This is a genomic window from Brevundimonas sp. PWP3-1b1 (assembly GCF_049896065.1).
In the GTDB taxonomy this organism is placed as follows: domain Bacteria; phylum Pseudomonadota; class Alphaproteobacteria; order Caulobacterales; family Caulobacteraceae; genus Brevundimonas; species Brevundimonas intermedia_B.
In genome coordinates this window covers 2,347,177-2,366,860 of the sequence record NZ_JAFCTO010000001.1, presented here as the reverse complement: position 1 = coordinate 2,366,860, position 19,684 = coordinate 2,347,177, and the positions used below count along the sequence as shown (strand labels likewise).

The window sequence follows — 19,684 nt, the reverse complement described above, 5'->3', positions numbered from 1 at the left end:
TCAGGGAGGCAAGACCATGCAAGACGAACAGGCGATCCGCCTGATGGAATCGAAGCGGGCGACGAAATGGCGCTGGGCGATAGCCCTGGCGGCATTCAGCACAGCCGCCGTGATCGGCGGCGTCGCGGTCGGGGTTCGAGTCGATGGCGACCTTGCCACCGCCGCCGGCGCGGTGACGGGCGCCGGAGCCGTGATCCTGGTTGCGGCGCTGGCCTTGGCCTGGTGCACACGGCCAGGACAGTCGGTGGAGGCGCTTCTGCGGCGCCATGGGACGAGCCGTGATCAGTTGCAGAAGGCGCGGACGCGTCAGCTGATCATCTTCCCCTTCGTCATGCTGGCCTTCATGTTCCAGGCCCACCTGGCCATGCAGCAGGTCTTGGCCGGGCAGGGGAACTGGGGGCATTATCTTCAGGTGTCCTTGCCGGTCCTGTACGGCTGGGTCGTGCCCCTGATCGTGATGGGTTGGGACTGGACCACGCGAAAGCATCGCAGTCTGCTGGACGACGAACTGACCCAGTCGATGCGGGCGCAGGCGATGATCCTGGCCTTTGTGGTGCTGATGGGCGGGGCGACGGTTGCCCTGATGCTGGGCATGTGGCGACCGGCCTATGGCGTCGCCGCCCTGCCCTATGTGCTGGCCATCGGCGGGGCGACGGCGGGACTCAGGTTCGCCTGGCTGGATCGGGAGGCCGAGCGCGGTGGGTGATCCGAGATTGGGATCGCGCCTGAAGGAGGCGCGGCTGGCCGCCGAACTGACCCAGGCCGGCCTGGCCGACAAGGCTGGCGTGTCGCGCAAGACCATCAATACGGTCGAGAACGGCGTCTTCGTGCCCTCCACCGTCCTGGCGCTGGAACTGGCGCGGGCGCTGGAGACGACGGTGGAGGCGCTGTTCTTCCTCAAGGACTGATGCGATCCCCGATCCGATCCATGTCCGAAAACCGCGAGACATGGCCGGGCGAGCGGGGCATCCTGTCCTCATGGAACAGCCCCTGGATCAGGACGCCTGCTGGCGCGCCGTCGTGGCGCGGGACGCCCGTTTCGACGGGCGTTTCTTCACCGGCGTGACCTCGACCGGGATCTATTGCCGGCCGGTCTGTCCGGCGCGCACGCCGAAGCGGGAAAATGTGATCTTTCATCCGACGGCGGCGGCGGCCGAGGAGACGGGCTTGAGGGCCTGTCTGCGCTGCCGGCCCGAGACGGCGCCGGAGATGGGCGCCTGGCGGGGCACGTCGAACACGGTCAGCCGGGCGCTGGCCCTGATCGAGGCGGGCGCGCTGGACACCGGAAATGCGGAAGATTTGGCGACCCGGCTGGGCATGGGCGAGCGGCAACTGCGCCGCCTGTTCCGCCAGCACCTGGGCGCCGCCCCGGTCAGCGTGGCCCAGACGCGGCGCGTGCTGCTGGCCAAACAGCTGATCCACGAAAGCGACCTGTCGATGGCGGAGGTGGCGATGGCTTCCGGCTTCGGCAGCGTGCGTCGGTTCAATGAGACATTCCAGGCCCTCTACGGCCGCGCGCCGTCGGACCTGCGCCGGCGCAAGGTCGAAGGCGAGCCGGGCGGGGTGGTCAAGATCGGCCTGTCCTATCGGCCTCCCTATGACTGGGCCGCCATGATGACGACGCTGGCGATGCGCGGCGTCGCGGACGAGGCGGTGGTCGATGGCGTATGGACCCGGCGGCTGCGCATCGAAGTGGATGGCACGGACGGGTCTGTGACGGTGCGCCCCGCCGCCATGGGCAGGGCGGCGGTCGAGGCGCGGGTCGGCGAGCTGAAGGCCTTGCCCGGCGTTCTGGCGCGGGTGCGGCGGGTGTTCGACCTCGCCGCCGATCCCGAGGCGATCACGCGCGACCTGTCGGCCGATCCCGTCCTGCGGGCGGCCGTCGAGGCCCAGCCGGGATTGCGGCCTGCGGGCGACTGGATCGATGCGGGCGAGGATGCGCCCAGCGATCGGCTGGCGACCACAGACGCCGGATTGCTGGCGCGCGCGGAGCGGTGGCGGCCGTGGCGGGCTTACGGCGGCCTGTACTGGACCCTGATCGAGGAGCGGCGAGATGACAAAGCAGCCTGAGATGCATCTGATCCTGGACCGAATCCCGTCGCCGGTGGGCGAGGTGCTGGTCGTCACCGATGCGGACGGTGCGGTGCGGGCGCTGGATTTCCACGACTACGAGGCGCGGCTGCGACTGCTGCTTCGCCGCCACTATGGCGAGGTCGTTCTGGTTGAGGGCCGGGCGCCTCAACGGGTGCGCCAGGCCGTCGAGGCCTGGTTCGGCGGAGACCTGACCGCCTTCGACGCGGTCGAGGTGAAGACAGGCGGCACGGATTTCCAACGCTCCGTCTGGCGGGCGTTGCGCGACATTCCCGCCGGCGAGACGCGGTCATACGGCCAACTGGCGGCGGCGATCGGCGCGCCCAAGGCGGTGCGGGCGGTCGGTCTGGCCAACGGCGCCAATCCGGTCGGGGTCATCGTGCCCTGCCACCGCGTGATCGGGGCCAACGGGACGCTGACGGGCTATGCCGGCGGGCTGGAGCGCAAGCGCTGGCTACTGGCGCACGAGGGCCGCTTGCTCTAGCGCCGCGTGAACCGCTCGGGCGGCAGGGCGGCGTGGGTGAAGCGGGCCTGACGCACCGCGCCCTTGAAATAGTTCACCCGGTTCATGCGACAGCCGACCGAGGCGCGACCCGGTCCCTGGGGCTTGAACGGTACGGCATGTTCGCCCTGCAGCACGCCGTCGACATAGGCGCGGTACATGACGCCGTCGAAGGTCTGGGCGACGTGGAACCACTGTCCGCAAGGGTAGAGGCGTTCGGGAAAGATAAGGGTGTGGTTGTAGCCGGGGCCGCGCGTGAAGGCGTCCAGGTACCAGCGGTCCCGAACCACGCGGATCTCGAACAGAAACCGCGTCTGGGACGGCGGCTGGCCGGCGGGCGCCTCTTCGGCGAGATGGAACCAGCGCTGCTCGAAGGCGCCGCCGTCGGGCCGGAAAAGGGCCTCGAAGGTAAAGGTCTCGGCGCCGGCCAGCGGGTGGTCCTCGATGAACAGGGCGTCGTCCTCGCCGTCGAACAGCACCGCGCGACCATACGGACTGTCGATCAGGGTCGGGTCGTCCTCGACGCTCGTTGCGACCCCGCCGATGTCGCTCAGCCGGTCGAAGGTCCAGACGGTCTGGCGCGGCGACGATGCGGCGACCGTGGCGCAACCGGGCAGCAGGGTCCCGGCGACACCGGCGGCGCCGAAGGCCAGAAGCTTGCGACGGTCGGGATGGAGGGCGTTGGTCATCGACGGCTCGCTGAGGATCAGCCTGCGACACTAGGCGATCGTCCCATCGACGCAACGGCCTGGCCGGCGGTTCGTTACCTCCGTCCATAGACTGGAGTATCGACGATGAAACTTTCCAACGGCGCCCTGGTGGCGGTGATCGACGGCGAAAAGCTGGCCCTGTTCAAGAACACCAACGCCCAAGAGATCAAGCTGACGGCCCTGGAAAATCCCCCCATCGCGGATCGCGTGTCCGGCTCGGCCGGCCGCCGTTCCAATGAGGCCAACCCCGATAACGATACCCAAGCCGAAGACGGTTTCGCCATGGGCGTCGCAGAGGTGCTGAACAAATGGTCGGTCACCAACAAGATCGACGAACTGCTGGTGATCGCGGCGCCCAAGACCTTGGGCGAGCTGCGCAAACATTGGCACAAGGATCTCCAGGGCAAGCTGGCGGGCGAGATCGCCAAAGACTTGACGGGTCATTCCACCGACCAGATCGCGGCGGCGATCGAGAAGGCGTAAGCTAAAGCACGATGAGTTCAAGGGGCGGCGATCGGAGACGGTCGCCGCCCCTTCGCTTGTCAGGCGCCGTCCAGAAACAGCCGGCAGGCGGGGTTGGCGGTCTCGTCCACGTAAGGGTAGCCCAGGTCGGCGAGGGCGGCGGACAGTTGATCTTGCTCCTGCGGGGGCACGCTGATGCCCGCCAGCACCCGGCCCACGTCGTCGCCGTGGTTGCGATAGTGGAACAGGGTCAGGGCCCAGGCGGGTTGGAGGCTGTTGAGGAAGCGCAGGAAGGCGCCGGGCCGTTCGGGGAACTGGAAGCGCAGGATCCGTTCGTGGGGCAGGCCGACGGTGCGGCCGCCGACCATGTAGCGGACGTGCAGTTTGGCGGTCTCGTTGTCGCTCATGTCCTCGACGGCGTAGCCGCCCGAGCGCAGCGCGGCGATCAGGTCGTCACGCTCGTGCGGGCCGTTTCTCAGCGCGACGCCGACGAAGATCTGGGCGTCGCCGTCGCCGGACCAGCGGTAGTTGAACTCGGTCACCGAGCGGCCGTCCAGCGTATCCAGGAAGCGGCGGTAGTCGTCGCGGTCGTCCTTCATCGCCACGGCCAGCAGGGCCTCGGCGCCCTCGCCGATCTCGGCCCGTTCGGCGACGTGACGCAGCCGGTCGAAGTTGAGGTTGGCGCCCGAGTTGATCGCGATCAGCGTGCCTGCGCCCGGGTGGGCGACGGCCCAGGCCTTGAGCCCCGCCAGAGCCACGGCGCCTGACGGTTCGGCGATGGCGCGGCTGTCGTCGAAGATGTCCTTGATGGCGGCGCAGATGGCGTCGGTGTCCACCAGGACGATCTCGTCCAGCAGGTCCTTGCAAAGGCGGAAGGTGTGATCCCCGGCGCGACGCACGGCGACCCCGTCGGCGAACAGGCCGACCTCGTTCAGGGTCACGACCTCTCCCGCGTCGATGGACGCTTTCATGGTGGGGGCGTCGACCGGCTCCACCCCGATGACGCGGGTGTCGGGCCGCAGGAACTTCACGATGGCGGCGACCCCGGCGGCCAGGCCGCCGCCGCCGATGGGCACGAAGACGGCCTCGATGGGATCGGCGTGCTGGCGGGCGATCTCCAAGCCTACCGTGCCCTGGCCGGCGATCACGTCAGGGTCGTCGAAGGGGTGGATGAAGGCCGCGCCGGTCCGGCTTTCCAGATGGCGGGCGTGGGCATAGGCCTCGTCGAAGCTCTCGCCGTGCAGGACCACCTCGCCGCCCAGGGCGCGCACGGCGGCGACCTTGATGCCGGGGGTGGTGGTCGGCATGACGATGGTCGCGGGCGTGTTGCGCCGCGCGGCAGCCAGGGCGACCCCTTGCGCGTGATTGCCGGCCGAGGCGCAGATGACGCCCTTCGACAGTTCGTCCTCCGACAGGGCGGCGATCTTGTTGTAGGCGCCGCGAATCTTGAACGAAAAGACCGGCTGCAGGTCCTCGCGCTTCAGCAGGACGGGCCGGTCGAGCCGCGCCGACAGGCGGCGCAGCGGGTCGAGAGGCGTTTCCTCCGCCACGTCATAGACGCGGGCAGTGAGGATGCGGCGGATGGTGTCCTGCATGGAAATGTCGTGAATAGGCTTGAAGCGGCAAAGAAGTGGGCTGTCATCTAGGCGAAGTCAGCCGTCTTGGGAACGGTTTTTGCAAATCCGAGCCGTCGCCGCTTGCGGAGTGCGGCTTTGCATTTCCTCTTGCACCGCGTCCGCATCGGCCTACATTGTTCTTGCTTATGCTAACTCTGAGCATAAGGGTCTAGGGAGACGGTCATGGCGGACGGCGCCTTTGGTCTGACGAAGGAACTGGAGCGGGAGACCGCCGGGGTGTGGGCGAAGGTCAAGGACCACGTCACGCCGCTGGAGTGGCCTGAACAGGCGCGGCTGATCAGCGAGATCAACCGGCTGAAACGCGAGCGCGACGCGGTGATCCTGGCCCACAACTATATGACGCCCGAGATCTTCCACGGGGTCGGCGACTATGTCGGCGACAGCCTGGGCCTGGCCAAGGAGGCCGCGCGGTCGGACGCCAAGGTGATCGTCCAGGCGGGCGTGCATTTCATGGCCGAGACCTCGAAGATCCTGAGCCCGGAAAAGACCGTGCTGATCCCCGACCTGCGGGCCGGCTGTTCGCTGGCGTCTTCGATCACGGGTGCGGATGTGCGGCTGATCAAGCAGCGCTATCCGGGCCTGCCGGTCGTGACCTATGTGAACACCACGGCCGATGTGAAGGCCGAGACCGACATCTGCTGCACCAGCGCCAACGCCGTTCAGGTGGTGGAATGGGCGGCGAAGGAATGGGGCGTGGATCGGGTCATCCTGATCCCCGACGAATATCTGGCGCGCAATGTGGCGGCCCAGACGACGGTCGGGATCATCGCCTGGAAGGGCCGCTGCGAGGTGCACGAGCGGTTCACGGTGGACGACATCGCCGAGATGCGCGCCGCCTATCCGGGGGCCGAAATCCTGGCCCATCCGGAATGCCCGGAAGACGTGCTGGCGGCGGCGGACTTCGCCGGTTCGACGGCGGCCATGACCGACTATGTCGAGGCGCGCCGGCCCAAACAGGTGGTCATGATCACCGAATGTTCGATGGCCGCGAACGTCGCCGGGGACGTGCCGGGCGTGCAGTTCATCGGGCCTTGCAACCTGTGCCCGCACATGAAGCGGATCACGCTGGAGAACATCCGCGACTGCCTGTTGCACATGCAGTTCGAGGTGACGGTGCCGGCCGACATGATCGAACGCGGACGCCTGGCGGTGCAGCGGATGATCGACCTGCCGCCGCCGCTGGTTCCCGCGCGCTACGACCTGGTCAAGGCGCGGCATCACGTCGATGTGGAGCTGATCTGAGCGACGCGGCGATCGGTCCCGGCGACGGGACGGTCGTCCGCGCCCATCTGGACGCCATGAGCAACACCGACACCCCAAACCCCAAACCCCTCAGCCCCTCTGGCCGCACGCCCGGTCCTTGGGATGCTCGGCCCGAGGACGCCGCCGTTCGTGAGGCGCAGGTCGAACGCGCCGCCATCGACGCCCCGATCGAGAAGGACCAGAGCCTGGTCTGGGCCCTGCTGTCCACGGCCCTGATGGGCGGCTTCCTGTGGTGGGTCACGGGCAGCGCCATCGTGGCGGGCGCGGTGCTGATCGGCCTGTTCGTCCACGAGGCGGGGCACGCCCTGGCGATGAACAAGCTCGGCATGGGACCGGCGCGCATCTACATCATTCCCTTCCTCGGCGGACTGGCCAAGGCGCGGCGCGAACCCCGCAGCGAATGGGACGGCGTGCTGGTGTCGCTGGCCGGGCCGGCCTTCGGTCTGCTGGCCATGATCCCCTTCGTCGGGGTCTGGATGGTGCTCGGTCAGGGCGAATGGCTGATGGGCGCCTTCTTCATCGCCATGCTGAACCTCGTGAACCTGGTCCCCGCGCCGCCGCTGGACGGGTCCAAGGCTCTTGGGCCGGTGCTGACGCGGGTGCATCCGCGCCTGGAGCAGATCGTGCTGTTGGTCATCGGCGTGGCGGTCGTCTGGTGGGGTCTGACGACGGGGCGGTTCATCCTGGCTGCCTTCCTGGCTTTGTCGGTGTTCAGTCATCTGAAGCGCGGCGTCTGGCGCGCGGCCTGGGGCACGCTGAGCTGGCCCGAGGCGGGCAAGAGCCTGGGGCTCTATCTGCTGACCCTTGCCGTATGTGCGGCGGCGGCCGTCGGCGCCCTGATGCCGATGACCGGGGGCGATCCGGCCGCGGCGGTGCAACTGGGCCTGAACTATCTGGGAGTGCGCGGATGACCCGAACGCGGCATGACGGACCGCTGATCGTCGGCGCAGGCCTGGCGGGACTGTCGGCCGCGCTGGAGGCGGCCAAAGCTGGCGTCAGGGTTCTGGTGGTGACGCCGGAGCCGCTGTTGAACGCCTGCTCGTCCGCCTGGGCGCAGGGCGGGATGGCGGCGGCCCTGACGGCGCAGGATTCGGCCGAACGTCATGCGAAGGATACCGAGGCGGCGGGCGCGGGCCTAGTCGATCCGGGCGCGACACGGGCCTTGACCGAGGCGGGGCGCGAGACGGTGGAATGGCTGGCGGCCCTGGGCGCGCCGTTCGACCGGGATGCAGACGGCGGCTTCGTCGTCAGCCTGGAGGCGGCCCACTCCGTCCCCCGCGTGGCGCGGGTCGGCGGGGACGGGGCCGGGCGGGCCATCCTGTCGGCCGTGGTCGCGGCGGTGCGGGCCGAGAAGCTGATCGAGGTGTGGGACGACGCGCGGCTGAAGGGCCTGCTGCAGGACGCTGACGGCCGTGTGGTCGGGGCGGTGGTCGTGCGCGGCGGCCGTCTGGTCGAGATCACGGCCACGGCCGTGGTGCTGGCCACCGGCGGGGCGGGCGGCCTGTTCGCGGCGACCACGACCCCGGCGGCGCTGAAAGGTGAGGGGATGGCCTTGGCCGCGCGAGCCGGTGCTGAAATCCTCGATCCCGAGTTCGTGCAGTTTCACCCCACCGCCATCGACGTGGGTCTGGACCCCGCGCCTCTGGCGACCGAGGCGCTGCGGGGCGAGGGGGCGCGGCTGATCGACGGGCAGGGGCGGTTCCTGCTGGGCGCCGAGAACGACGCCGATCTGAAGCCGCGCGACGTGGTGGCGCGGGCGGTCCATGCGGCCCGGGCCGAGGGAAGGGGCGCCTTTCTGGATGCGCGCACGGCTATCGGCGAGTCCTTCCCGCACGAGTTTCCCGCCGTCTTCGCCGCCTGCATGCGCAGCGGCCTGGACCCGCGCGTCAGTCCCATTCCGGTGATGGCGGCCTGCCACTATCATATGGGCGGGATCGCCGCAGACGCGGACGGACGCACCACGGTGGCGGGCCTCTATGCGGTCGGCGAATGTGCGGCGACGGGGGTGCATGGCGCCAACCGGCTGGCGTCCAACTCCCTGCTCGAAGCGGCGGCCTTCGGTCGGCGCGCGGGCGTGGCGGCGGCCCTGGAGACGGGCGCCGGCCGTCCTGCGCCGGTCGAGATCGCGCCCGATCTGCCGGATGCGGCGATGGCGGAACTGCGGACCGCGATGACGGCTCATGCGGGCGTGGTGCGCGATGCGGCAGGGCTGTCGGCCCTGATCGCCCTGATCGACCGGCTGGAGGTCCAGCATGGACCGGCAGCCATCCTGCTGGCGGCGCGGCTGATCGCCCAGGCGGCGCTGGATCGGCGCGAGAGCCGGGGCGGCCATTATCGTTCGGACTATCCTCAGACGGCGGCGCGCGCCGACCATACGCGGGTGCGGATCACCCGCCCGGCGGCGCTGGAGGCGGCGGAATGAGACGGCTTGCCGATGTCCTGATCGAACCCGTCGTGCGCATGGCTCTGGCCGAGGATCTGGGCCGGGCGGGCGACGTGACAGCCATGGCCTGCATTCCCGAGAATGCGCGGATGACGGCGGCCTTTGCGGCGCGCAAGCCGGGCGTGCTGGCCGGGATCGATTGCGTGAGGCTGGCGGTGCTGGCCATGGATCCGAAGGCGTTCGTGGACGTGCGCCTCCATGACGGCGACGCCTTCGAAGCAGGCGCGGTGTTGGCGGTGGTCGAGGCCGACGCGCGCGCCTTCCTGTCAGCCGAGCGGACGGCGCTGAACCTGATCGGGCGGCTCAGCGGCGTGGCGACCCTGACGCGGACCTATGTCGATGCGGTCGCGGGTACGCGGGCGCGGATCGCCGATACGCGCAAGACCACGCCGGGCCTGCGCGCGCTGGAGAAGCACGCCGTGGCCTGTGGCGGTGGAATGAACCATCGCTTCGGCCTGGATGACGCCATCCTGATCAAGGACAACCACGTCGCCGTCTGTGGTGGCGGTGGGGGCGGGGTCGCCGAGGCCGTGCGGCGGGCCAGGGCCTTCGCCCCGCACCTGATGAAGGTCGAGGTCGAGGTGGACGGGCTGGATCAGCTGGACGCGGTGCTGGCCCTGATCGAAGAGGGCGCGGCGCCGGACGTGATCATGCTGGACAACTTCAGCCTGTCGGACCTGCGGGCCGCCGTGGCGCGTGTCGCGGGGCGGATCGTGCTGGAGGCCTCGGGCGGGGTCGATTTGACGACCGTACGCGGCATCGCCGAGACGGGCGTCGACGTGATCTCGGTCGGCGCCCTGACCCATTCGGCGCCGGTTCTCGACATCGGTCTGGACGCGCTTTAGCCGCCAGACCCTCCAGACCTGGGCCGATCAGGCCGGGCTGGAGGCCGTTTCGACGATGTCGGTCTTGACCGGGGTTTCAGCCGGACGCGCGGGACGCGACGTCGGCTGGGTGTTGGCGGCGCGGGCGGCGGTCGGCGTCGGGGTCGTCGCGGCGGCCGGACGCGGCGGCGTCGCCGGCTGGGCGGCGGGAGCCGGCAGGGACCGGCCTTCCTGCGCCAGCACCATCGTATAGGCCACGGCCTGTCCGGCCTGACGCGCGGTCTCGACCGGGTTGAGGCCGGCCTGGATCAGGCGCGGCTGTTCCGCAGGCGCCGAAGGCCGCGCCGCATAGGTGAAGGCGCCGCTGGAGCCCGAACGCCCGCCGAAGCGATAGAACAGATGGCTTCCGACTTGGCTGACCTGAACCAGCGACGAACGCCAGCCCGGCGCGACGGCGGTGGTGTGGAAGTGGGTGGCGTTGCCGACGCGGGCGAAGACCGATCCCGACATGGCGTCCGACGCGACGGTGCGCGCACGGTTCCAGGCGGTCTGATTGACACGGCCCTTCATCACGCCCGAGCAGGTGAAGGAGAACTGGCAACCCGTGCGACGCGCGGCGCCCTGGAAGACGACGCCGCAGACCGTCTTGGGGAAGGCGGGGTGGCGAACCCGGTTCAGGACCACCTGCGCCACGGCCTTCATGCCGTCGCGGCCTTCGCCGCGGGCTTCATAATAGACGGCCTGGGTCAGGCAATCGAGATCGCGGCTGGCGTCCAGGGCGTTGGCCATCTGGAAGGGGCGGGCGGCGGTCGGGGCGGTCAGGCTGGCGCGGCGAAGATTGGTATCGCCGGGCGCGCGAAGCTGTTCGAGACGGGCGGCCAGCAGTTCGGCCTGGCGGTCGCGCTGCGCCGAGCCGGCGCTGGTATAGGGATCGTGGCGACGCGCGATGGTCAGGGCGCTGGCGTCCAGGCCGCCGGCGGCGGCGGCGAGCGCCTCTTCAGTGAAACCGGCGGCGGTCGCGCCCTGAATCCGTTCGGCCTGGGCGCGCAGCGTCGTCGCGCGCGCCGTCGTGCCGCCCAGATAGGCGCAGCCGATCGCCAGTCCCACCAGACCGCCGAATGCTGCGGCGGCCGTCATGGGCTTGATCTTGGCCACACGATCGGCGCGCAGAATGGCGCGCGTCTGCGAGGAATGCGACAACGAGGTAGTCCTGTTCAGCAGGGCGAGAAACGCGGCCCCCGGGGGTAGTCTTGCCGGCGAGGCGACTCTGCGGTCGCATTCCAGCCTGCAATTTCCGGCGCTCGGCTCACTGGCCCGGGCGTCGAGGACGGGCCTTTAGCCAGCCTTTTATGGCCTCAATGTGTTCGATTCGCAATCCGATGGTTAAGGCGGCGAAACGACTAGGTATTTTTCAGATGGTCGGCGGCTTGTGGCCGAAATCCGGCGCATCGCCCATAATCGAACTATCGAATACTGTATTCGTTTACACAAAAACTGCCCGTCGAACGACGTGTTGCGGTGCAGCGGACTAAAGGCGTGGCCTTCGTCTGTTCAAGATTGTGACGGTGCGCGTAATCGCTACTAAAGTGAAAGGCCGGAACCGCGATGCGACGTTCGCGTTCAAGCTTGGCCTTTTGGAGAGAAGCACCATGTCCCGGACACTCGTTCTGACCGCCGCCGCCGCCGTCGCCGCCGCCCTGACCCTGGCCGCCTGTGGCGCAACCATCGAACAGAAGGCCGCCAGCGGCGCCATCGCCGGCGCCGTCGTGGGCGGGCCCGTGGGCGCCGCCGTCGGCGGGGCCGCTGGAGCGGCTGTGGGGCAGGCGCAAAAGCCGAACTGAGCCTGCGCCGACCGCGCCCGTTCGGATGGCGACCCTTGCCATCGGGCTGGCGCGACCTACCTTAGACAAGGCGTGTCGATGGCGACGCCGTCGCACGCCAAATGCCTCGCAGAACCGATTTCCTGGCGGCGAACCTTGATTTTCGCCCGCTTATCGGCTTTGTGCCCCCCGCTTCGGGATGCGCGTTTTTTCGCCGCCTGACCCCCGACGGCCGCCCCTGGCCGTTCACAAGGAACCCTGACGCTTTCGCATGAAAGATCTGAAGACCGGATTCTCCGACCGCATTACCGCCCAGCAGGAGGCCAAGAAGGCCCTGCTCGCCAAATTCAAGCCGAAGGCCGCTGCGCCCGACCCCGAATTCGATCGGCTGGCCGAGAAGCGCGCCGCCGAAAAGGAAGCCCTGCGTCAACAACACGAACTGGCCAAGGCCGAACAGCGCCGTGAGAAGGCCGAGAAGGACGCCGCCCGCATGGCTGCCGATCTCGCCGCTCAGGAAGCGATCGAGGCCGAGAAGCGCGCCGACCGCAAGGCGCGCAAGCAGTTGACCAAGGAAGAGCAAAAGGAAAAGCGCGACGCCCGTTACGCCGCGCGCAAGGCGCGCCGCTAGGCCCCCGCCGACTACCCCGCCGACTACTGGGCCGACTGCTGAAAAGATCGACGCGTCGCAGCTCTGCGGCGCGTTTTTCTTTGCCCGTCAGGTCGTCGGCGTGGCGCTCATGCGCTCCAGCAGGGCGCGCAACTGATCGGACGAATAGGGTTTGCGCAGCAGGGGCCAGGTCGTGTCGGCCAGCACCGCATCCACGTCCTCGCCGACATAGCCCGAGGTCAGGGCGATCCGCATTTCGGGCCATTGGACCGCCGCCGTGCGCGCCAGTTCCACCCCGCTCATACCGCCGGGCATGACCACGTCGGTCAGCATCACGTCGAAGCGGTCGGCGTGCAGGAACTTCAGCGCGTCGTCGCCAGTCTCGGCCCAATCGACCTCAAGCCCGAAACCTTCCAGGATTTCCAGCGCCACGGCGGCGACGCCGGGATCGTCCTCGACCAGCAGCATCCGCCCGCCCTCGGCTAAAGGCGCGTCGTCCCCGGACGCCGCGGCCGGCGCCGCCACCGCATCTTCGGCGGACAGGGGCGGCAGATAGAGGCAGATCTCGGCGCCCTGTCCCGGTTCGGATTCGATATGGACGCCGCCGCCCGACTGGCGCGCGAACCCATAGACCTGGCTCAGGCCCAGGCCCGTGCCCTTGCCGACGCCCTTGGTGGTGAAGAAGGGTTCGAACACCCGGTCGCGGACCTCGGCCGACATGCCTTCGCCATTGTCGGACACGGCGACGCAGACATAGTCGCCGGGCGGCAGCTCTGCGACATGGCCGGCCTCGACCTTACAGGCTCGTGTCTGGACGGTGATCCGCGCATGGCGGCTCTTGGCCCCCGTCACGTCGCCCAATGCGTCGCGGGCGTTGACGATCAGGTTCAGCAGCGCCGCCTCGAACTGGGCCGGGTCCACATTGGCGCATGCGCCGCCGCGCTTCAGCTTCACCTTGAAATCGACCGCCTCTCCGACGGCGCGACGCAGCAGGGGTGCGCTCTCGCGGATCAGGGCGTTCAGGTCGATCGGCTCGGGCCTCAGCGCCTGGCGGCGCGAGAAGGCCAGCAGCTGGTGCGTCAGGCTCTCGCCACGCCGCGCGGCCGCCAGGGCCGCCTCGCCCAGCTTCTTGCGCTTGGCCGGATCCTCGCTGCGCAGGATGATGTCCAGGGCGCCGATCACGACGGTCAGCAGGTTGTTGAAATCGTGCGCCACCCCGCCGGTCAGTCGCCCGACGGCCTCCATCCGCTGGGCGTGAACCAGCTGGGCCTCGGCCTGGGCCTTGTCGATCAGGGCCTCGTCGACCCGCTCCGCCAGCAGTTCGTTGATCCGTTTCAGATCGTCCTCGGCGCGCTTGGCGTCGGTCACGTCCAGGCAGGCGCCGACATAGCCCTGGAACTGACCCGAGGCGTCGAAGCGCGGCACGCCCTCGTTGCGCAGCCAGCGCAGGCCCAGCAGCGGGTGGTTGACCCGTGTCAGGGCCTCAAACCGATCCCTGGCCTCGAAGGCCCGCATGAAGGCGGCGACGAAGACGCCCTCGTCGTCCGGGTGGATCAGGGCGCGCCAGCTGTCGGGCAGATGGCCGTCGGCCTCGACCCCGAAGAAGGTGCGGTATCGTCTGTTGGCGAACACCATCTGGGCGGCGTCGTCGCTCATCCAGATCAGGGCCGGCGCGCTGTCGGCGACGATGCGGAAGCGGTTCTCGGACTCTTCCAGCCTGGCCTGGGCCGCCCTCATGTCGGTCACGTCGAAGGCCACGCCGACGAAGCCCATGATTTCGGACCCTGCCAGCCGAGGTCGCGAGAAGGACTTCAGCCAGCGCCATTCACCATCATGGCGGCGGTAGCGGGCCTCCAGCGAAAAGGGCTGTCGCGTCGCCTCTCCTGCCAGGGACTCGGCGAGAATTCGGGCTTGGTCGTCGGGATGGAGCGCCACGTGCCAATCCAGCGTGCGTACCGTCTCGTAGTCCCCGCCGTGGAAGGCGACATAGGCCTGGTTCACAAAGGCGCGTTGGCGGTCCTGCTGGGTCACCCAGATCAGCACCGGCGCGGTGTCGGCGATGGCGCGGAAGCGTTCCTCGCTTTCGCGCATCTCGGTTTCGGCGCGGGCGCGTTCGACCTCGGCCCAGGTCCGTGCGGCGATCTCCTCGACCAGGCCGACCTCGGCTTCGGTCCACAGGCGTGGCGTCGAGGAATGGACGTAAAGAAAGGCGCGCAGACGCCCGCTGCGGATCAGGGGCGCGCGGATCAGGGCGCGCGTCTGGATGGCGTTGAAGGCGTCGGTGAAGTCGGAGGTGCGCGGGTCTTCGCGCACGTCCTCGATGTGGATGGTGCGGCCGTCGGCCAGGTCCGCGATAAGACCCTCGCCGAAGGCGTTCAGGCTGAACTGACCCTGGGCGCTGGCCACGCCGGCGGTCCAGTCGCGGCTCATGGCGACGACGCCGGCCGCCTGATCCACCTCTCCATAGCCGACGCGGTCAGCATCCAGCAGGGCGCCCAGGGCGCTTTCGACCTCGGCCATGATCTCTTCGGGATCGGTCAGGTCGCGCAGGCGGTCACTGAGGTCCAGCAGGAAGGCCTGCCGGCGCTCGGCGCGCGCCGAAGCCTCTAGCGCCTCGCGATTTTCGGTGATGTCGAAGGATATTCCAGCGTAGCCGAGGAAGACCCCCCCATCGTCGAAGCGCGGCCGGCCCGTCGCGTGGATCCAGCGCCAGTCGCCGTCGCGACGCCGCAGGCGGGCCTCGAAATCATAGGGCAGGCGGTGGGGGATGGCGGCGGCTTCGGCAGCATCGACCCGAGCCCGGTCTTCGGGATGAAGCGCAGCCTTCCACCCCTCGCCGACGGCGTCGATGGTCATTCCGTGGAATTCGGTGACGGCGGCGTTGACGAATTCCAGCGCGTTGTCCGCATTCAGCAGCCAGATGGGGGAGGGCGCGGTGTCCGCCAGCAGGCGAAACCGCGTCTCGCTCTCGCGCAGCCGCGAAAGGGTTCGGCGCAGGGATGCGCCGACGAAAGCCGTGATCAGGCCGACGACCAGGAAGTTTATGGTCGCCACCCAGCCGATGGCGCCCAGGACGCCGTCCTTGCCTGTCGCCGTCAGCGCCAGAATCGTCCAGCCGCCACCGATGCAGGCGGCCAGGGCGACAAGGGCGGCGGTCCAGCCGCCCGCCAGCGCCGCCAAGCTGACGGCGGGCAACAGAATAGCGAATCCTGTGACCTCGCCATAGATGGGTGAGGCGCAGGCGCGAACGATCAATCCCGCCAAGGCGAACCCGATGCCGATCATAACGCGGGCGAACAGGGATGGCGCGGCCAGACGCGACAGACCGATAAGCCATCGGTCCGTGTCGGCGATCCGCCTCAAGAACGCGCCTGCGCTCATGCTTTCCCGCTTCCCCCAACCGCGTTGTGTTCGCGATGCTTGCGACATGGTGTGCCATTTTGCGTTCGTGGCCACCACCCTACTGTACGCTGGCAGATGACGCCGCGCGATAACGTGGGTCGTCGGGCTGCCGGAAAATGGCCTATAAGTCCCGCTAAACGCGACAACTGTCGAGGCGCGGCCGTTCAGCCGATCGCTGGTTTTGGACGGTGAATGACCCTGTTGCCCTGGAAGACGATGTGGACGGCGCTGCGGCGTTCGGCGGCGGCCCTGCCCGCGGCCGGCGCGGTGCTGGGTGTCGCGATGGCGGCTGGCTCCACCGTGCGCCCGGACGTGGACCGCACCGCCGAGGCCGTGTCGCGCATCACCGGCGGCGATCTGGGCGAGGGCGGGCTGAACGCGATCAAGGGCCGCCTGACCCCGTCGCAACTGGCCATGGCCATGCGTCACGATCCCAACCTGCTGCAGCCGGCCCTGTATGGACTGACGCCGGGCTGGGAAAGCCTGACCCTGGCGGGAAAGCCGGGCCTTGAGCCGGGCAAGAGCGGGCTGGAGGCCCAGCGTCTGAACGCCGCCCTTGCGCCCGCATCCGGCGCGCTGCGTCCCGCCGTGCCGTTCGTGTTCAAGGGCAGCGCCGACGATCGTCGTCGGGCTTTGCGCTGCCTGACCCAGGCCGTCTATTTCGAGGCGGCGCTTGAGCCGGACAGCGGCCAGGCCGGCGTGGCCCAGGTGGTGCTGAACCGGGTGCGCGATCCCAACTACGCCAACACCGTCTGCGGCGTGGTGTTCGAGGGCGCCGAGCGGACGACGGGCTGCCAGTTCAGCTTTACCTGCGACGGCTCTCTGGCCCAGGCGCCGGTGGGCTGGGCCTGGGACCGGGCGCGCAAGGTCGCGGAAAAGGCGCTGAACGGCGAGGTCGCCCAGCAGGTCGGCACCGCCACCCACTATCACGCCGACTATGTGCATCCCTGGTGGGCGCCGACGGTGGCCAAGGTGACGCAGATCGGCGCGCACATCTTCTATCGCTGGAAGGGCGTCTATGGCGAAACCGCCGCCTTCCGCAAAGTCTACAACGGCCGCGAGCCGGTCATCGACGAGGCGCGCTTCTCGCGTCCCCGCATGACCATCGCCGCCGGCGCCGCGACCGGCGGCCCCGACCCGGACGCCCCGGCCAAGGACGCGCCCCTGCGCACCGTCGAGGTCGATGGTCAGCAGCGCGTCGTCGGCGTGGTCAGCCTGGGCGGTCGTCGCCTGCCGACCCGTGACGAGGTCGCCGCCATCAACGCCCGCCTGACCGCGCTGGAACGGCCCGCAACGACGCCCAGGCCGGCCGCCCCCGTGCCTGAGGGCGTGGCGACCATGGACGTCGAAGAAGTCGGCCGCCCCACGAACTGAAATCCCGCATTGCAACGCTATGACCGATCTGGGCATTGATGCACGAGCCCGGACATTTCCTGCCCGACGAGGACGCTGCTTGACCCACCCCGAAGTCGAATGTCCTAGGTGGGACGAGGCCGACCGTCTGAGAGCGCTCAAACAATACGGCGTGCTGGATACGACGCCCGAGGCGTCGTTCGACGACATCGCCAATCTGGCCGCGCGCATCTGCGGAACGGCCATGGCCGCCGTCAGCCTGGTCGACGCCGAGCGCCAGTGGTTCAAGGCCGAGGTCGGCCTGGGGGTGCGCGAGACGCCCCGTCCCCTGTCCTTCTGCGCCCATGCCATGCTCGCCGACGCCGCCATGGTGGTGAAGGACGCACGGCAGGATCCGCGCTTCGCCGACAACGCCCTTGTCACGGGTCCGCCCCACATCCGCTTCTACGCCGGCCATCCGCTGAAGACGCCGGACGGCATATCTTTGGGGGCGCTGTGCGTTCTCGACGAGACGCCGCGCCCCGAAGGCCTGACCGAACTTCAGACCATGGCGCTGAAGACCCTGGCCGATCAGGTCATGACCCAGCTGGAACTGCGCCGCGCCCTGCTGGAGCGGGACCGCAGTCAGGACATCGCGCGGCTGGCGATGGAGGCCTCGGCCTATGTCGGCGCCTGGGACTGGGACATCGCCCAGAACCGCGTCGTCGCTGACGAGCGTTTCGCCCGGATGTATGGCGTGGACGCCGCCGCCGCGCGCGACGGCGTGCCCATCGAGGTCTTCACCGCCAGCGTTCATCCCGACGATGCGGTTCGTGTCGGCGAGGAGATCGAGCGCGCCAAGGCAGGCGACGGCGTTTTCCTCAGCGAATATCGACTGTCGGCCAACGGCGCCGTGCGCTGGGTGCTGGCCAGGGGGCAGGCCTATTTCGACCGTTCGGGAGAGGCCATTCGTCTGCCCGGCATCGCCGTGGACATCACCGAACGCAAACAGATCGAGACCGATCTCGCCGAGACCGCGCGGGCGTTGAGCGAGAGCGAGACCCGGTTCCGCGTCCTGGCCGACGCCATGCCGCAGATGGTCTGGTCGACCCTGCCGGACGGGTTTCACGACTACTACAACGCCCGCTGGTACGAGTTCACGGGCGTCCCGGCCGGTTCGACGGACGGCGAGGGCTGGAACGACATGTTCCATGCCGACGATCAGGAACGGGCCTGGGCGGTCTGGCGGCATTCGCTGGAGACCGGCGAACCCTATGAGATCGAATACCGGCTGAAACACCACAGCGGCGTCTATCGCTGGACCCTGGGCCGAGCGGTCGCCGTCCGTGACGAGCAGGGCGAGATCACCCGCTGGTTCGGCACCCTGACCGACATCGACGAACTGAAGAAGCTGGAACAGGGCCGCGAACTGGTCAGCCAGGAGCTGAGCCACCGGATCAAGAACATCTTCGCGGTGATCACGGCGTTGGTGGCCCTGTCGGCGCGTCAGTATCCCGAGGCCAAGGCCTTCTCCGCCTCCTTGCGCACCCGCATCGCCGCCCTGGCCCGGGCGCATGAGTTCGTGCGGCCGCACACCGAGACGTCCAAGCCGACGGTCGGCGCCACGACCCTGCATTCCTTCCTGTCGGATCTGTTCAAGGCCTATGCCGACGAGACGGGAACGCCGCGCGTCAGGATCACCGGAGACGACGCCGTGTTCGATGATCAGGCCGCGACCTCGGTCGCCCTGCTGTTCCACGAACTGGCGACAAACGCCGCCAAATACGGGGCCCTGTCCGAAAAGGGCGGCATGGTCGCCCTGTCTACCGCGCGCGACGAGGATCGGTTCGTCCTGACCTGGACCGAAAGCGGCGGCCCGACCGTGCAGGGAGAGCCCTCGCGCACCGGTTTCGGCTCTTCGCTGGCGACATTGTCGGTCCAGGGACAATTAGGCGGACGGCTGGAACGCGAATGGCGACCGGAAGGTTTGAAGGTCATCGTCGATCTACCGGCGACGGCGCTGTCGCGCCGCAGGGCCGCAGGCGATGTCAGAAATTAGCGTTATGTTGAAACCTATTGAGCAAGGTTGCGTTGTGTACGCTCCCGAGCATAAGCACTTATCCATATGACTGCGCGTATCCTCATCATCGAAGACGAAGCTCTGGTCGCCATGGAGCTGCGCTTCGTTCTGGAAGATCTGGGACATGAAGTCTTGGGTGTCGCCGCGACCGCAAAGGCCGCGCTCGACCTGGTGCGCGAGAACGACGTGGACCTGGCTCTGGTCGATATCCACCTGTCCGATGGCCCCACCGGCATCAACCTGGGTCGCGAGTTGGGCCAGGACATGGGTGTGTCCGTCCTGTTCATGACAGCCAACCCCGGCATGGTGCGCGACGGCGTCGCCGGCACCATCGGCGTCCTGTCGAAGCCCACGGACGAACATGCGGTTCAGAAAGCCGTTGATTACGCGATGCGTCGCCGTCAGGGCGGTCCGGTCGAATACGCGCCGCCCGGTCTTCAACTCTTCGCCTGACCGCTCCTGAAGCGGTTGCGGTCGCCGCGATGCGGCATATGTCGAGGGCTCCCCACAA

18 protein-coding genes are annotated in these 19,684 nt (G+C 68.7%); 14 read left to right on the top strand and 4 right to left on the bottom strand.

The features are described 5' to 3' along the window. Positions 1-16: 16 nt before the first annotated feature. The 4 genes from ACP69V_RS11620 (at position 17) to ACP69V_RS11605 (ending at position 2,575) form a co-directional block, all read left to right on the top strand. Positions 17-706, top strand: a complete 690-nt coding sequence (locus ACP69V_RS11620; protein WP_426023976.1) for a hypothetical protein — start codon at positions 17-19, stop codon at positions 704-706. 7 nt (positions 707-713) lie between these two features. Then, entirely contained in the window at positions 714-908 is a 195-nt protein-coding gene (locus ACP69V_RS11615; RefSeq protein ID WP_426023975.1) for a helix-turn-helix transcriptional regulator, read from the top strand. Between the two features lie 70 nt (positions 909-978). Further along, on the top strand, positions 979-2,070 hold the full coding sequence (locus ACP69V_RS11610) for a bifunctional transcriptional activator/DNA repair enzyme AdaA (RefSeq protein ID WP_426023974.1): 1,092 nt from the start codon (positions 979-981) through the stop codon (positions 2,068-2,070). After that, positions 2,054-2,575, top strand: a complete 522-nt coding sequence (locus ACP69V_RS11605) for a methylated-DNA--[protein]-cysteine S-methyltransferase (RefSeq protein WP_426023973.1) — start codon at positions 2,054-2,056, stop codon at positions 2,573-2,575. The genes ACP69V_RS11610 and ACP69V_RS11605 overlap by 17 nt, the downstream gene beginning before the upstream one ends. Here the strand turns inward: ACP69V_RS11605 and ACP69V_RS11600 are convergent. After that, the gene (locus tag ACP69V_RS11600) at positions 2,572-3,282 is read right to left on the bottom strand and encodes a LamG-like jellyroll fold domain-containing protein (RefSeq protein WP_426023972.1); all 711 of its coding nucleotides are present in this window, start codon (positions 3,280-3,282) and stop codon (positions 2,572-2,574) included. The two genes, ACP69V_RS11605 and ACP69V_RS11600, sit on opposite strands and share 4 nt — an antisense overlap. A gap of 105 nt (positions 3,283-3,387) precedes the next feature. On the opposite strand from ACP69V_RS11600, the gene ACP69V_RS11595 reads away from it, so the two are divergent. Further along, the gene (locus tag ACP69V_RS11595; RefSeq protein WP_346494816.1) at positions 3,388-3,786 is read left to right on the top strand and encodes a host attachment family protein; all 399 of its coding nucleotides are present in this window, start codon (positions 3,388-3,390) and stop codon (positions 3,784-3,786) included. 59 nt (positions 3,787-3,845) lie between these two features. Here the strand turns inward: ACP69V_RS11595 and ilvA are convergent, their stop codons facing one another. Next, positions 3,846-5,360 carry a threonine ammonia-lyase, biosynthetic gene (gene ilvA / locus ACP69V_RS11590; RefSeq protein WP_426023971.1) on the bottom strand — a complete coding sequence of 505 codons (1,515 nt, stop codon included), beginning with the start codon at positions 5,358-5,360 and terminating at the stop codon, positions 3,846-3,848. A 204-nt stretch (positions 5,361-5,564) separates the two neighbouring features. On the opposite strand from ilvA, the gene nadA reads away from it, so the two are divergent. From nadA to nadC, 4 genes are read left to right on the top strand one after another with little or no spacing between them, the layout of a single operon-like run. Then, on the top strand, positions 5,565-6,644 hold the full coding sequence (gene nadA, locus ACP69V_RS11585; protein WP_426023970.1) for a quinolinate synthase NadA: 1,080 nt from the start codon (positions 5,565-5,567) through the stop codon (positions 6,642-6,644). A gap of 56 nt (positions 6,645-6,700) precedes the next feature. Beyond that, positions 6,701-7,576 (top strand): metalloprotease, encoded by an 876-nt coding sequence (locus ACP69V_RS11580; RefSeq protein ID WP_426023969.1) that lies wholly within the window; start codon positions 6,701-6,703, stop codon positions 7,574-7,576. Continuing rightward, a complete protein-coding gene (locus tag ACP69V_RS11575; protein WP_426023968.1) occupies positions 7,573-9,087 on the top strand; it encodes an L-aspartate oxidase in 1,515 nt (504 codons plus the stop codon). The genes ACP69V_RS11580 and ACP69V_RS11575 overlap by 4 nt, the downstream gene beginning before the upstream one ends. Continuing rightward, positions 9,084-9,953: a carboxylating nicotinate-nucleotide diphosphorylase gene (gene nadC, locus ACP69V_RS11570; protein ID WP_426023967.1), complete on the top strand. Its 870-nt coding sequence runs from the start codon at positions 9,084-9,086 to the stop codon at positions 9,951-9,953. Before ACP69V_RS11575 ends, nadC begins: the two co-directional genes overlap by 4 nt. Before the next feature lie 27 nt (positions 9,954-9,980). On the opposite strand, the gene ACP69V_RS11565 is transcribed toward nadC, so the two are convergent. After that, a complete protein-coding gene (locus ACP69V_RS11565) occupies positions 9,981-11,132 on the bottom strand; it encodes a cell wall hydrolase (RefSeq protein ID WP_426023966.1) in 1,152 nt (383 codons plus the stop codon). Between the two features lie 449 nt (positions 11,133-11,581). Between ACP69V_RS11565 and ACP69V_RS11560 the strand changes: the two genes are divergently transcribed. Together ACP69V_RS11560 and ACP69V_RS11555 are read left to right on the top strand one after the other, a co-directional pair. Then, positions 11,582-11,773 (top strand): hypothetical protein, encoded by a 192-nt coding sequence (locus ACP69V_RS11560; protein ID WP_426023965.1) that lies wholly within the window; start codon positions 11,582-11,584, stop codon positions 11,771-11,773. Positions 11,774-12,023: 250 nt separating this feature from the next. Further along, positions 12,024-12,380, top strand: coding sequence for a DUF6481 family protein (locus tag ACP69V_RS11555; protein ID WP_426019912.1), 357 nt, complete (start codon positions 12,024-12,026; stop codon positions 12,378-12,380). A gap of 87 nt (positions 12,381-12,467) precedes the next feature. Here the strand turns inward: ACP69V_RS11555 and ACP69V_RS11550 are convergent, their stop codons facing one another. Further along, a complete protein-coding gene (locus ACP69V_RS11550) occupies positions 12,468-15,740 on the bottom strand; it encodes a PAS domain S-box protein (protein ID WP_426023964.1) in 3,273 nt (1,090 codons plus the stop codon). 213 nt (positions 15,741-15,953) lie between these two features. On the opposite strand from ACP69V_RS11550, the gene ACP69V_RS11545 reads away from it, so the two are divergent. The 3 genes from ACP69V_RS11545 to ACP69V_RS11535 all read left to right on the top strand — a co-directional run bounded on the left by ACP69V_RS11545 (position 15,954) and on the right by ACP69V_RS11535 (position 19,626). Continuing rightward, positions 15,954-17,135 carry a cell wall hydrolase gene (locus ACP69V_RS11545; protein ID WP_426023963.1) on the top strand — a complete coding sequence of 394 codons (1,182 nt, stop codon included), beginning with the start codon at positions 15,954-15,956 and terminating at the stop codon, positions 17,133-17,135. A gap of 79 nt (positions 17,136-17,214) precedes the next feature. Then, complete coding sequence (locus tag ACP69V_RS11540; RefSeq protein WP_426023962.1) at positions 17,215-19,152, top strand: PAS domain-containing protein; 1,938 nt, start codon at positions 17,215-17,217, stop codon at positions 19,150-19,152. Between the two features lie 66 nt (positions 19,153-19,218). Continuing rightward, positions 19,219-19,626 carry a response regulator gene (locus tag ACP69V_RS11535; RefSeq protein ID WP_426023961.1) on the top strand — a complete coding sequence of 136 codons (408 nt, stop codon included), beginning with the start codon at positions 19,219-19,221 and terminating at the stop codon, positions 19,624-19,626. Positions 19,627-19,684: the final 58 nt, after the last annotated feature.